At 30.0% G+C, this 13,122-nt stretch carries 11 protein-coding genes and 2 pseudogenes; 8 read left to right on the top strand and 5 right to left on the bottom strand.

Features of this window, described 5'->3' with window-relative positions; translation table 11 throughout:
- Positions 1-2: 2 nt before the first annotated feature.
- Positions 3-1,304: a transcription termination factor Rho gene (rho, locus tag ELQ16_RS02585; protein WP_134238023.1), complete on the bottom strand. Its 1,302-nt coding sequence runs from the start codon at positions 1,302-1,304 to the stop codon at positions 3-5.
- Between the two features lie 117 nt (positions 1,305-1,421).
- Here rho and ELQ16_RS02580 point away from each other — a divergent pair, with 117 nt between their 5' ends.
- Both ELQ16_RS02580 and ccoS read left to right on the top strand, forming a co-directional pair.
- Entirely contained in the window at positions 1,422-3,773 is a 2,352-nt protein-coding gene (locus ELQ16_RS02580; protein ID WP_134238022.1) for a heavy metal translocating P-type ATPase, read from the top strand.
- Entirely contained in the window at positions 3,770-3,976 is a 207-nt protein-coding gene (gene ccoS / locus ELQ16_RS02575; RefSeq protein ID WP_134238021.1) for a cbb3-type cytochrome oxidase assembly protein CcoS, read from the top strand. The genes ELQ16_RS02580 and ccoS overlap by 4 nt, the downstream gene beginning before the upstream one ends.
- Positions 3,977-3,988: 12 nt before the next feature.
- Here the strand turns inward: ccoS and ELQ16_RS02570 are convergent, their stop codons facing one another.
- The gene (locus ELQ16_RS02570; RefSeq protein ID WP_134238020.1) at positions 3,989-4,288 is read right to left on the bottom strand and encodes a c-type cytochrome; all 300 of its coding nucleotides are present in this window, start codon (positions 4,286-4,288) and stop codon (positions 3,989-3,991) included.
- 120 nt (positions 4,289-4,408) lie between these two features.
- On the opposite strand from ELQ16_RS02570, the gene ELQ16_RS02565 reads away from it, so the two are divergent.
- The 5 genes and pseudogenes from ELQ16_RS02565 (at position 4,409) to ELQ16_RS02545 (ending at position 8,589) form a co-directional block, all read left to right on the top strand.
- A complete protein-coding gene (locus tag ELQ16_RS02565; RefSeq protein ID WP_134238019.1) occupies positions 4,409-4,930 on the top strand; it encodes a D-glycero-beta-D-manno-heptose 1,7-bisphosphate 7-phosphatase in 522 nt (173 codons plus the stop codon).
- The gene (gene rfaD / locus ELQ16_RS02560; protein WP_134238018.1) at positions 4,927-5,877 is read left to right on the top strand and encodes an ADP-glyceromanno-heptose 6-epimerase; all 951 of its coding nucleotides are present in this window, start codon (positions 4,927-4,929) and stop codon (positions 5,875-5,877) included. The genes ELQ16_RS02565 and rfaD overlap by 4 nt, the downstream gene beginning before the upstream one ends.
- Positions 5,870-7,270: a D-glycero-beta-D-manno-heptose-7-phosphate kinase gene (gene rfaE1 / locus ELQ16_RS02555; protein WP_134238017.1), complete on the top strand. Its 1,401-nt coding sequence runs from the start codon at positions 5,870-5,872 to the stop codon at positions 7,268-7,270. Before rfaD ends, rfaE1 begins: the two co-directional genes overlap by 8 nt.
- Complete coding sequence (gene gmhA / locus ELQ16_RS02550) at positions 7,267-7,827, top strand: D-sedoheptulose 7-phosphate isomerase (RefSeq protein WP_134238016.1); 561 nt, start codon at positions 7,267-7,269, stop codon at positions 7,825-7,827. Before rfaE1 ends, gmhA begins: the two co-directional genes overlap by 4 nt.
- Positions 7,827-8,589 (top strand): annotated as a pseudogene (locus ELQ16_RS02545) (glycosyltransferase family 25 protein). Before gmhA ends, ELQ16_RS02545 begins: the two are co-directional and overlap by 1 nt.
- 12 nt (positions 8,590-8,601) lie before the next feature.
- On the opposite strand, the gene ELQ16_RS02540 reads toward ELQ16_RS02545, so the two are convergent.
- The 3 genes and pseudogenes from ELQ16_RS02540 to waaF form a co-directional block, all read right to left on the bottom strand.
- Complete coding sequence (locus tag ELQ16_RS02540) at positions 8,602-9,717, bottom strand: hypothetical protein (protein ID WP_134238015.1); 1,116 nt, start codon at positions 9,715-9,717, stop codon at positions 8,602-8,604.
- 10 nt (positions 9,718-9,727) lie between these two features.
- A pseudogene (locus ELQ16_RS02535) lies at positions 9,728-11,234 on the bottom strand (MBOAT family O-acyltransferase).
- A 60-nt stretch (positions 11,235-11,294) separates the two neighbouring features.
- On the bottom strand, positions 11,295-12,215 hold the full coding sequence (waaF, locus tag ELQ16_RS02530) for a lipopolysaccharide heptosyltransferase II (protein WP_134238014.1): 921 nt from the start codon (positions 12,213-12,215) through the stop codon (positions 11,295-11,297).
- Between the two features lie 52 nt (positions 12,216-12,267).
- On the opposite strand from waaF, the gene ELQ16_RS02525 reads away from it, so the two are divergent.
- Positions 12,268-13,086 (top strand): glycosyltransferase family 2 protein, encoded by an 819-nt coding sequence (locus tag ELQ16_RS02525; RefSeq protein WP_134238013.1) that lies wholly within the window; start codon positions 12,268-12,270, stop codon positions 13,084-13,086.
- Positions 13,087-13,122: the final 36 nt, after the last annotated feature.

Below are 13,122 nucleotides of genomic sequence, written 5' to 3'. Positions count from 1 at the left end.
CTTCAGTCATTCATAATGGATAATAATTCGTCATTGTTTTTAGTTTTAAGCATTTTAGAGTATAAAAATTTAAGTGCTTCAATATCATCCATTTGAGAGATTGCAGAGCGAATTGCCCAAATTTTTTGTAAATTTTGTGGTCCTTGAAGTAATTCTTCTTTTCTTGTGCCCGATCTAATAATATTAATTGCAGGATAAATTCTCCTATCAGAAATACTTCTATCAAGCACAATTTCACTATTTCCTGTGCCTTTAAATTCTTCAAAAATCACTTCATCCATTCTTGAACCTGTTTCAATTAGTGCGGTTGCAATGATGGTTAAAGATCCACCTTTTTCTATATTTCTTGCAGCGCCAAAAAAGCGTTTAGGCTTATGCAATGCGTTTGCATCAACCCCACCACTTAAAACTTTTCCGCTACTTGGAGTGGCAGTATTATAAGCTCTTGCGAGTCTTGTTATACTATCAAGCAAGATAATTACATCTTTGCCAGTTTCTACCATTCTTTTAGCTTTTTCCACAACAAGCTCAGCCACGCGCACATGGTTGTAAGCAGGAAGATCAAAAGTGGAGCTAAAAACCTCTCCTTTTACACATCTTTGCATATCGGTAACCTCTTCGGGTCTTTCATCGACAAGCAAGACAATTAAATGCATTTCAGGATGATTTTTAGCAATCGCAGCTGCTAGTTCTTTCATTAGTTCTGTTTTACCCGTTCTAGGAGGCGCAACGATAAGTCCTCTTTGACCCTTGCCTATAGGCGCGAAAAGATCGAGCATTCTTCCTGTGAGCTTGGTAGACTCATATTCAAGTTTTATTTTTTCGGTTGGAAAAATTGGGGTAAGATTATCAAATAAAGGTCTTTCTCTAGCTTCTTGCAAAGGTAAATAATTAATCGCTTCGATTTTTAAAAGAGCGTAGTATTTTTCTTGATCTTTTGGTTCTCTAACTTGTCCTGTAACTATATCACCTACACGCAGTGCGAATTTGCGAATTTGTGAGTTTGAGACATAAGCATCATTTACACTGTCGCTTAAATTTGAGTCCATTCCTCTTAAAAAGCCATAGCCTTCAGGAGAAATTTCTAAAATTCCTGTAAATAAAATAAAACCACCTTTTTTGGTTTGTGCTTTTAAAATTTCAAAAATTAATTCTTGACGACGAAATTCGCGTGGATTTTCGATCTCGCACTCATTTGCAATATTAACTAAGCCTTCTAAATCAAGCAATTTTAATTCTTCTATTTTATAGCCTTCCACTGGAATGTGGGTTCTTTGATGTTTTTTTTCTTTGGTATTTTCCATAAATCCTCTTATTGTGTAGTAAAACGCAGTAATAAAAATGTGATTTTAATAAAAAATAGCTCTTTTTGTCAAATTTTCTTATAATTATGAAAAAAATAATTTAAGAAAGAAATTTTAATGAAGTGCTCTCATTGTAAATTAGATTTTAAAAAAGAAGAATTATTTGAAAAAAACGGTAATTTTTTTTGTTGTAAGGGTTGCGAAAGTGTTTATGAAATTTTAAATGAGAAAGGTTTAGATGAGTTTTATGAAAAACTTGGAAAACAAACTTTAACTCCGGTAAATTTTACTTCAGAGGAAAAAAATTACAATGAATTTATCAAAACAAATTTGGAAGGTTTTTGTGAAATTTATTTAATGATACACAAAATTCACTGTTCTGCTTGCGTATGGCTTAATGAGAAAATTCTTATAAAAGAAGCTGGGATTATGGAAGTGGATATTAACTTACTTACTCATAAAGCCCGCATTGTTTTTGATAAAGATAAGATTAATTTAGAAAAAATCATTCATTTAATCCAAAGCATAGGCTATGATGCAAGTGCTTTTGATCCTTTGAAAAATGACAAAAAAAGTAATGCTTTAAAGAGAGAATTTTATTCCAAACTCATTGTTGCTATAGCTTGCGTGATGAATATCATGTGGATAGCAGTGGCTAAATATGCGGGATTTTTTAGCGGTATGGATAGGGATATTAAGGATATTTTAAATTTTGCTGAATTTATACTTTGTTCTCCGGTACTTTTTTATACAGGATCAAGTTTTTATCGTAGTGCGTATTATGCAATTAAAAATAAACAACTTAATATGGATACCTTGGTGATTTCTGGCGCAACTTTAGCTTATATTTACTCTATTTGGGCAATGTTTTCAAGGCTTTCTGAGGTGTATTTTGACTCTGTTACAATGATTATTTGCTTTGTATTTGTAGGAAAATATCTTGAGATTTTAACCAAAAAACGCGCAAGCGATACGATTGATGGCTTGAATGATTTTTTAGGTGGGGAAGTTTTGGTTTTTGATGGGGTAAAATTTATTTCTAAAAAACCTCAAGAAGTGATGATAGGTGATATCATCGAGGTTAAAACTGGAGATAAAATTTTAATCGATGGAAGCTGTATTGAGGGAGAAGCAAGTTTTGATAAGTCAAGTTTGAGCGGAGAAAGTGAGCCAGTGCTTATCAAACGAGGCGATGAGGTGGTATCTGCTAGTATCTTGCTTGATGGAATGATAAAATATGTTGCCAAAAAAACTTATGAAGATTCTAAGCTTAATAAAATCATTTCTCTGCTTGAGTTAGCAAGCTCTAAAAAAGCTAAGATCGAAAGTCTTGTAAATTCTATCAGTGCTTATTTTTCACGGACTATTTTGACTTTGTCTTTAATTTGTTTTTTATTTTGGTTTTTTTATCAAAAAGTTGGTTTTGAAAATGCACTTATTAATGCCATTGCGGTTTTAATCATTGCTTGTCCTTGCGCCTTAGCTTTGGCAACTCCAGTTTGTAATCTTATTGCCTTGTTTAAAGCTTTGAAATTTAAAGTTTTATTTAAAAGTGCTAGTGTGATTGAAGATCTTTCAAAATGCGATATGGTAGTATTTGACAAAACAGGTGTTTTAACAAAAAGTCAGTTTGAAATTTCAAAAATTATTTTAGATGAGAATTTAGATAAGAAAGAATTATTGGCTTTTGTGAGACTTTCTAAACATCCTATTTGCCATAGTGTGATGTGTTATTTGGAACAAGAAAAAATTAAAGATAAAAAAATGGATTTTAAAAATATTAAAAATATCCAAGCTAAGGGCTTGAGTGCAAATTGTGAAAATGAGGAATTTTTGGGTGGAAATTTAAAATTTATGAAAGAAAATGGCATAGAATGTGAGGAATTATTGAATTCTCATTTTTATTTTGCTAAAAATAAAAAAATTCTTGCTTTATTTGAATTTAAGGCTATATTAAGAGAAGGTGCGAAGGAAACTATAGAATATTTAAATCATAAAAAAATCAATCTTATGATTTTAAGCGGGGATAATGAATATGCAGTAAAAAAAGTTGCAGATGAGTTAAAAATTCAAAATTACAAGGCAAATTGTTTACCAGAAACTAAAATGCAAGAAGTGGAAAAATTAAGTTTAAATCATAAGGTTTTGTTTGTGGGAGACGGGGTAAATGATGCTTTAGCTTTGAAATTTGCTGCTGTATCGGCAAGCTTGAAAGAGGGTAGTGATTTGGCCATTGAAAGCAGTGATATACTTTTACTTGATAATAACTTAAAGGCTTTGCAAGAAAGCGTGAGATTATCCAAAAAAACTTTTAGAATTATCAAAGAGAATTTGATTTTTTCTTTATTTTATAATGCACTTACCATTCCTTTGGCTTTTTTTGGACTTATAAATCCTCTAATAGCGGCACTTTCTATGTCTTTTAGTAGTATAATAGTGATTTTAAATGCTTTAAGGATTAATAAATGAGTGGTGTTTTAATGATGATGATAGGGGTTTCGATTTTTGTTTTTTTTATTATTTTAATTACTTTGCTTTGGGGTATTAAAAATAAGCAATTTGATGATGATTATAAATTTACAACGCTTAATGATAGCGAAGAAGCTTTAAATGATGCGATAATGCTAGAAAAGCGTAAAAAAGAGAGTTTAAGAAAGAAAAGGCTTTCTTAGAAAGCCTTAAAATTATAAAGATTCAATATAAGCTTCGATAGCTTTGAAATCTTCTTCAGTTAAGCCTTTAAGATTGATTTTCATGATCGCACCTTGTCCATAAGCATTTCTTTTGCCTTCTGAATATTCTTTCATATATTGAAGTCTTTCTTGCATAGTTAGAGTTTTTAGTGCAGGAACTTTATTTAAATAAACTTTATCTGCTTTTGCACCATGGCAAACTGCACATTTTTTAAAAAGTGTTGCACCATCCGCAGCATACGCTGAAACTCCTAAACATGCCAATGCTGAAACTACAAGTAGTTTTTTCATTTATTTGCTCCTTTTTTAAAATCAATGCTTGGTATTATATATTAATTTTGTAATTTTTGTATAAATAAAATTATTATTTTGTTATTGAAATTCAACTTATATTTAATTATAATACTCTACATGAAAAGAAAAGCATTATTTTTAGACAGAGATGGCGTTATAAATATTGATAAAAAATATGTCTATAAAATTGAAGATTTTGAATTTTGTGGTGGAATTTTTGAGCTTTGTAGGTATTTTTTGCAAAAAAATTATTTGCTTTTTGTAGCAACAAATCAATCAGGCATAGCAAGAGGATATTATACAGAGGATGATTTTTTTAAGCTTTGTGAATTTATGCTTGATGAATTTGCCAAAGAGAATATAAAAATTGAAAAGATTTATCATTGTCCGCATTTAGAAAATTGCCAGTGCCGAAAACCAAAGGCTGGGATGCTTTTAAAAGCAAAGAGTGAATTTGATTTGGATTTAGAAAATTCTATTTTTATAGGTGATAATTTAAGCGATATGCAGGCAGGATTAAATGCAAAAATTGGTACTTTAGTCTTAGTAAATAGTGAAAAAAAAGAAGGGAATTTTTTCAAACAATTTAAAAATTTAAAAGAAATTTTAGATTTTTTCAAAAATAAGGAAAATAAATGAAGATAGTAATTACCGGTGGAGCAGGGTTTATTGGTTCGCAACTTGCCTTAAACTTGCAAAAAGAAAATGAAATTTTAATTATAGATAAAATGAGAAGTGGTGAGCTTTTAGAAAATGGGAATTTGGAAAGTTTTGGGCATTTTAAAAATTTACTTGAATTTGATGGAAGTCTTTTTGTGGGTGATATTAAAGATGAAAAAACTTTTAAAAAAATTAGAGATTTTAAACCAGACATTATTTTTCATGAGGCTGCAATTTCAGATACAACGGCTTATAATCAATTTAAAGTTTTAGATACAAACTTAAATACTTTTGAAGATTTTATAAAACTTAGCATCGAGCTTAATGCGAAGCTTGTTTATGCAAGTTCTGCTTCGGTTTATGGTGATATGCCAAGTCCTCAACGCGTAGGCTTTGAAGAGCCTAAAAATCCCTATGCTTTTTCAAAATTTATGATGGATAAAATGGCAAAAAAATACTATGATAAAGCTCATATAGTAGGGCTTAGATATTTTAATGTTTATGGAAAAGGTGAATTTTATAAAAATAAAACCGCTTCTATGGTAGTGCAATTTGCACATCAAATTTTAGCTGGACATAAACCTCGTTTATTTAAAGGAAGTGATAAAATTTTTAGAGATTTTACTTATATTAAAGATGTTATAAGTGCAAATTTAGCAGCACTTGATGCAAAATGTGGGGTTTATAATGTAGGAAGTGGGAAAGCAAGAACTTTTCAAGATATAGTCGATATTTTACAAAGTGAGCTTGGCACGAATTTGCCTTGTGAGTACATTCCAAATCCTTATGTGAAAGCTTATCAGTTTCATACAGAAGCCAAGCTTGATGAAAATTTTGCTTATAGACCAAAATTTAGCCTTGAAGAAGGGATAAAAGACTATTTAGATGAGATTAAAAGACTTTTTGAAAAGGAAGTAAATGCTTGAAACGCTAAGCAAAGAAAAGCCTAAAATTTTGCTTGTGGGCGATTTTATGGTGGATAATTATACTTGGTGTGATTGTTCGCGCGTGAGTCCTGAAGCCCCTGTTTTGGTAGCAAAAACACAAAAAGAAGATAAAAGATTAGGCGGTGCAGCTAATGTTTATGCAAATTTAAAAAGTTTGGGTGCTGATGTTTTTGCACTTGGAGTTTTAGGAGATGATGAAAGTGCTTCATTTTTAAAAGCAAATTTAAAAGGCGAGTTTTTGACGCAAATTGGACGCAAAACCCCTTTTAAAAATCGTATTATGGCGCATAATCAGCAAGTTTTAAGGCTTGATGAAGAAGATACAAATGAGATTTTGCTAGAAGATGAGCTTATTGCTTTATTTGAAGAGAAAGTTAAAGATTTTAAAGCTGTCGTGCTAAGCGATTATGCTAAGGGTGTTTTAACACCAAAAGTATGCAAGGCTTTAATTAAAAAAGCAAGAGGGTTAGAAATTCCTATTTTAATTGATCCAAAAGGAAGTGATTTTAGCAAATATAGTGGTGCAACGCTTTTAACGCCAAATAAAAAAGAAGCCCTAGAAGCTTTAAAATCGACTGCTTTGAAATTTGATAATCTGGAAGGTGAAAATCTTTTAAATGGCATTAAAAAGCTTAAAAATGAGTTTGATTTAAAATATTCTATTATCACACTTTCTGAAGCAGGTATTGCGCTTTTTGATGAAAAATTACAAATCGCACCGGCTAAGGCCTTAGAGGTTTATGATGTAACAGGTGCTGGAGATAGTGTAATTGCGGTTTTGGCCTTTTGTTTATCATGTGGGATTGAGATTTTTAAAGCTTGTGAGATTGCCAATGAAGCAGCAGCTGTCGTGGTGAGTAAAATAGGTAGCGTGAGTGTGAGTTTTGATGAGATAAAAGGTTATAAAAAAAGCGAATTTGAGAAAAAAATTTTAAGCAAAGAAGAGCTTTTAAAACTTTTAAAAAAAGATAACAAAAAGGTTGTTTTTACCAATGGTTGCTTTGATATAGTGCATTTTGGGCATATAAAATATCTCGAAAAAGCTAAGAAATTAGGTGATATTTTGGTTGTTGGTTTAAATTCGGACAAAAGTGTAAAAAGATTAAAAGGTGAAAGTCGTCCGATAAATTGCGAATTTCAAAGAGCTTGTATGCTTGCAGCTTTTTATTTTGTTGATTTTGTGGTGATTTTTGATGAAGATACGCCTTTTGAATTAATAAGCTTTTTAAAGCCTGATATTTTAGTAAAAGGGGCTGATTATAAAGATAAGCTTGTAGTGGGTGCTGATTTGGTTTCAAAAGTCGAATTAATCGAGTTTGAAGAGGGTTTTAGCACTACAAAAATTATAGAAAAGATTAAGGATAAAAAATGATAAATTTAATAGAAAAAGAATGGAACGAGCATAAAAAAACCTTAGAGGCAAGTGAAGTGTTAAAAGGACAGATCGCCAGAGTGGGCGAAATTTTGTGTGAGCACCTTAAAAATGGGGGTAAAATTTTAATTTGTGGAAATGGCGGGAGTGCTGCGGATTCTCAGCACTTTGCGGCTGAACTTAGTGGGCGTTATAAAAAAGAACGCAAGGCTTTAGCAGGGATTGCACTTACAACTGATACTTCAGCGCTTAGTGCTATAGGAAATGATTATGGTTTTGAGTTTGTCTTTTCAAGACAAGTGGAAGCTTTAGGAAGCGAAAATGATGTATTAATAGGCATTTCAACTAGTGGAAAAAGTCCTAATGTTTTAGAAGCTTTTAAGAAGGCTAAAGAATTAAAAATGCAATGCATAGGACTTAGTGGAAAAGGTGGTGGAGTGATGAATGAAATGTGTGATTTTAATCTTGTCGTGCCAAGCGATGATACGGCTAGAATTCAAGAAATGCACATTTTAATCATCCACGCACTTTGTCAAATTATAGATGAGGGTTTTTGATGAAAGTTTTTATTATAAATTTAGAGCACTCGCAAGATAGAAAAGAATATATGTAAGAGCAAATTGCCAAACTTTTTGAAAAAAATCCTAATTTAAAAGAAAAATTAGAATTTATATTTTTCAAAGCGATAGATGCTAAGAACAATGAGCATTTAGAGTTTAAAGAACATTTTCCTTGGTGGGGTTCTTGGGTTTTTGGGAAAGAGCTTGATTTGGGAAGTATTGGTTGTTTTATTAGTCATTATAAACTTTGGCAAGAATGCGCAAAACTTAATGAACCTATAATTATTTTAGAAGATGATGTGGAATTTAGCGACGAGTTTTTAAATAATGATGGGGGGGGGTATAGAAGAATTATTGCGGGACAGATATGAATATATAAGACTTTGTTATTTATTTGATAAGAAGCTATATGCTTTAGGCGATGAATATTACTTAAGTTTTGAAAAACTTGCGGGGACGCAAGGTTATATAATAAAACCTAGTGCGGCAAAAAAGTTTATATCAAAAGCTAAATTTATTTATACTCCCATAGATGATTATATGGATAAATTTTACAAACATAAGGTTTTAAATATTGTTAAAATACCTTTATTGTTGAAACATAATTATAAATTAGAAAGTGATATTTCTAATCTTGGACGCATTAATAAAAAACTTAAAGTTTATAGGAAAATCGTAAGAGAAATTTTTAGATTTTATCCAAGTATTTTTAAGATTTTGTATGCTTTTTATATAAAGAAAAAATTTAAACTAAAATAGCTTTTAACTATTTTAGTTTTCTTGTTTTTTGATAAATTCCACAAATGGAGTTAAATTATAGTTTCTAATCTTTTCTTCCATGATTTTAAAATACTCATCCATATTTTGTGGCGTTAAAATATGCATGCCGTTTTTAATCGCATCAAGTTGCATGGAATTCATATCAGTATTATAATGCGCGGGATCTTTGTAATTTCTTATATCATCAGCATAATCTAGATCATCAAAACCATAAATTTTTACATTAGGATATTTGCTTGTTTCTTTGATGAGCCAACTTACTATTGCATAATATTTTGAAAACAATTTGCTATCTTTATTGTAATATTCCCCATAGCTTAGTCTTCTATAATTTAATCTTGAATAGCTTGGTACAATGAGATGAAATTGTGTATTTTGATGTTTTTTTATAAAATTTAGAAGATATTTTTCTGTATAGTTTTTAAAATCTGAAATATCTATATTTAAGTTAGGTTTAAAATTTTGGGCTTTTAATATTTCATTTTTAAAATTTTTGCTTTCCAGCCATCCTTTACTCCACTTTTCAAAACCGCCGAAATATTTTTGATCTTGTATCCCCCAGTTTGTTAAAGTGTCAAGATCATTTTTCCCTATACATTTTTCTTTTTTTGAAAAAGTTAAAGCACAAATAACAAAACGATTTGAAAGATATATTTTAAATAAATTCAAAGTATTATCATTGTAAAGTGCAATGAAATTTTTATCTTCAGGCATTTTAAAATCATTTAAAGCTCTGATATCTACAGAATAAATAATATTTTTAATGTTTTTATGCTTAAATAAATATTCCAAAATCACTGATCTTAAAGCAAAAGTGCTTCCACCTAAGGATAAATTCATCCATTCTTCACCTAATTTTTCATTCGCTTCTTTGGCAGAAGTATTTTCAAGCATAGAAGTACCTATTATAACAGAGTCAAAATCTTTATGTAAGATAATGCCTCTAGCTTGCATTCTCATATCTTTCATAAAACTTTCTTCTCTAAACCAAGGTTTATGAAAAAACCAAAAAGGATCGCGAATATAAAGCAGAGTAAAAAGGATAATTATAAAAGGTAAAGGAATTAATAAAGAAAAAAGTATAAATTTTTTATAAGATTTAAACATTGTTTTTTCCTTAAAAATTAAAATAAATAAATTCAGTGTATGGAGTAACGCCAAGCATAATCAAAGCTATATATAAAAATAGCATTATAATGATGGAATTTTTGATACTTGGTTTAAAATTATCAAGCATTTGTATGCTATTTTTAAAACAAAGACAAAGGATAAATGCGATGATGATATAAAATAAAGTATCATTTCTACCACCAATACGCGCTAAACTTTCTGGCATTCTATGCCATTTATAAGGCAACTCCACCCAAGTTATACCAAACATTGCTTTTAAGATATTTATCGCACCACTTAAATTCTCACTTCTAAAAAACACCCAAGCTATATTTAAAAAATTAAAAGTAAGTAGCCATGCAAATACTTTGTAAATTTTAGAGTTTAAAAAGCTTTTTCCGACTACTAAAAAGCTATAAATTCTATGACTTACCATAGCTATAGCGTGCAAACTGCCCCATACCACAAAGCCCCATCCAGCTCCATGCCAAACTCCGCTTAAAAATGCCACAATGAAAAGATTTCTTAGATTGATGATTTTGCTTACGCGGTTTCCGCCTAGTGGGATGTATAAATAATCTTTTAAAAATCTTCCTAAAGTTATATGCCATCCTCTCCAAAAATTAGCTATATTTAAGGCTTTATAAGGGGAGTTAAAGTTTATCGGTAAAATAATCCCAAAGAAAAGTGCTAAACCTATAGCCATATCACAATACCCGCTAAAGTCAAAATAAAGCTGAAAGGTGTAAGATAGTGAAGTTGCCCAAGCTTCAAAGATATTTAAAGCCCCACCATTTTGCACTAAAGTAAATCCCGCATTAGCCCATGCAGCAAAGCTATCTGCTATGAAAACCTTTTTAAAAAGCCCTATGGAAAAGATAAATAAACCCTTTGCCATAAATTCCCAATCAATCAAAGCTTTTTCTTTGTTTAAAAGCGAGTGAAATTGTGGCATCATTTCTTTATGATGGACAATCGGACCTGCAATGAGCTGTGGAAAAAAGGTGATAAATAAAGAATAATCCAACCAATCGATTTTATAAGAATTTTTTGCTTTTAGATCTTCTATATTGCTTTTTTTGTAGCAATCCACCAAAAAGGCAATTTGCTGAAAGGTAAAAAATGAAATCGCTAAAGGCAAAAGTATATGTGGTAAAGGAATGTTAAAATCAAGATGGATTACTTTTGTAAAAGCATTGAAATTTTCTAGTAAAAAATTTGTGTATTTAAAAAAGCCTAAAAGTAAAAGATTAAAGCTTATGCCTAGGACTAAAAACCAATACCCCCCCCCCATTTTGTTTTTTAAGTATAAAACTTGCTAAGAAAAAATTTATAAACATTGAAAAAAGTAAGATAAAAACATACTCAATTTTCCAAAAAGCATAGAAAAACAAACTCGCACATACTAAAAAAAGTTTTGCCAAAGAGAAATGATTGCAAGCTTTTAGTAAATAAAATACGATTAGCGTAATGGGTAAAAAAGCAAATATAAATTCATATGATGAAAAAACCATAATTTTCCTTTTGAAATTTAAAGAGATAATTTTAGCACAAAAATCAAAAGAATGAATTTTTTAAATTTTTAATAAATTTTTAGCTTCATTGATGACGATTTGTGGTTTTAAATCCTTCATACATTTATGATGCTTTAAAGGGCAAGTTTTTTGCATACAAGGCATACAAGCTAAATTTAAGTGTGCTATTTTAGCATTTTCTTGCCAAGGCGAGGTTTGACTAAATTTAGTAGAGCCAAAAATAGCCACCGTTTTCACCCCATAAGCTGCGCCTATATGCATAGGACCACTATCGTTAGTGATAAGTAAATCAAGCAAGGATATATTTTTACATAAAGTATAAATGCTAGTTTTACCACAAAGATTTTTTGCCTTTATGCCTTCTTTTAGAAGAAATTGCTCAATTTCATCACAAATTTCTCTCTCACTTTCTACTCCAAAGATTAAAATTTTATGAGTTGAACTAAATTCTTTTGCTACTCTTGCAAAATAGCTCGCTTCCCATCTTTTCGCACTTCCAAAATGTGCACCTGGGTTTATACCTAAAATTTTTTGAGTTGATTTTGCTTTTATAGGGAGTTTTAAAGAATTTGAAGTAGCTTTAAATTTTAAGGCTTTTTCTATGAAATTTAAGTATTTTAAAACTTGATGTTCTTCTTTTAGAATATTTTTATTAAAATAAAATCTTTTTTTTGCTTTGATTAGATTTAAAATGATCTTACTTGAAAATGCCGAGCGAAACGAAAAAGCTAGATCAAATTTACCAAGGTTTTTTCTAGCTTGTAAAATTTGCCTATATCTTTGCTTTTTATTTTCTACTAAAATTTGAGCATTTTCAAAGCGTTTAAAAAGCTCTGTACTCACAAAAGAACCATAAAAAGTAAATTTAGCTTGGGGATATTTTTCTTTTATAGCATAAATAGCCGCACTAGCCATCACTGCATCGCCAAGCCAAGTAGGAAGGTTGATAAAAATATTCATGATTTTCCTTAAAAATAAAAGCTATAATTATATCAAAAAATAAAGAGCTAATATGAGTCAAATTTCCATCATACTACCAACTTATAATGTGGAAAAATATATAGCTAGAGCATTAGAAAGTTGCATTAATCAAACTTTTAAAGATATAGAAATCATTGTGGTAGATGACCTTGGCAATGATAAAAGTATCGATATAGCTAAAGAATATGCTAGTAAAGATGATAGGATAAAAATCATACATAATGAAGAAAATTTAGGAACTTTTGCTAGTAGGAATATAGGTGCTTTTAATGCAAAATCAGATTTTATAATGTTTTTAGATCCTGATGATTATTTAGAGCTTAATGCTTGTGAGCTTGGGTTTGAAAAAATTAAAAATGTAGATATGGTAGTGTTTGATGCGTATGTACATAGGGTAAAATTTAAGAAATTTTATAGATTTAAACAAGATGAGCTTTTTAAAAAAGATGATTTTTTGGAATTTTTACTTAAGCAAAAACATTTTTGTTGGAGTGTTTGGGCAAAAGTATATAGGAAAAATTTGATTTTAAAAAGTTTTGAATATGTTGATTTCAAAGAAAGACTTTGTTATGGAGAAGATGTGCTTTTTAACTATATAAATTTTATATTAAGTGAGAGTTTTTTTGTATCACAAGAATGTATATATCGCTATGAATTTAATGAAAATGGTAGATATGAAAACAAAAATAAAGAAATTTTATGGCAAAATTACGAGCATAAAAAAAGAAGCAATGAAATCATACAAAAACTTTCTTTGGGATTGACAAGTAGTAAATTTTGCGAAAATATGCTTGAGATTTTGGGGAAAGAGGAGAGGGATTTGAAACTTAGAATTATTGTTTTAGAATAAAATAATTATTTTTTATTTAAATAATTTTAAAAGTAA

The sequence above is a fragment of the Campylobacter sp. US33a genome, assembly GCF_004378855.1.
In the GTDB taxonomy this organism is placed as follows: Bacteria; Campylobacterota; Campylobacteria; order Campylobacterales; family Campylobacteraceae; genus Campylobacter_D.
Note: the sequence above shows the minus strand (reverse complement) of the source record. Positions and strands in the feature narration are given on the sequence as shown.

Bases quoted from the DNA above. Each gene is read 5' to 3' on its own strand.
- ELQ16_RS02525 (WP_134238013.1), top strand. From the start codon at position 12,268: ATGAGTCAAATTTCCATCATACTACCAACTTATAATGTGGAAAAATAT.
- rfaD (WP_134238018.1), top strand. From the start codon at position 4,927: ATGAAGATAGTAATTACCGGTGGAGCAGGGTTTATTGGTTCGCAACTT.
- ELQ16_RS02580 (WP_134238022.1), top strand. From the start codon at position 1,422: ATGAAGTGCTCTCATTGTAAATTAGATTTTAAAAAAGAAGAATTATTT.
- ccoS (WP_134238021.1), top strand. From the start codon at position 3,770: ATGAGTGGTGTTTTAATGATGATGATAGGGGTTTCGATTTTTGTTTTT.
- ELQ16_RS02570 (WP_134238020.1), bottom strand. From the start codon at position 4,288: ATGAAAAAACTACTTGTAGTTTCAGCATTGGCATGTTTAGGAGTTTCA.
- rfaE1 (WP_134238017.1), top strand. From the start codon at position 5,870: ATGCTTGAAACGCTAAGCAAAGAAAAGCCTAAAATTTTGCTTGTGGGC.
- waaF (WP_134238014.1), bottom strand. From the start codon at position 12,215: ATGAATATTTTTATCAACCTTCCTACTTGGCTTGGCGATGCAGTGATG.
- rho (WP_134238023.1), bottom strand. From the start codon at position 1,304: ATGGAAAATACCAAAGAAAAAAAACATCAAAGAACCCACATTCCAGTG.
- ELQ16_RS02565 (WP_134238019.1), top strand. From the start codon at position 4,409: ATGAAAAGAAAAGCATTATTTTTAGACAGAGATGGCGTTATAAATATT.
- ELQ16_RS02540 (WP_134238015.1), bottom strand. From the start codon at position 9,717: ATGTTTAAATCTTATAAAAAATTTATACTTTTTTCTTTATTAATTCCT.
- gmhA (WP_134238016.1), top strand. From the start codon at position 7,267: ATGATAAATTTAATAGAAAAAGAATGGAACGAGCATAAAAAAACCTTA.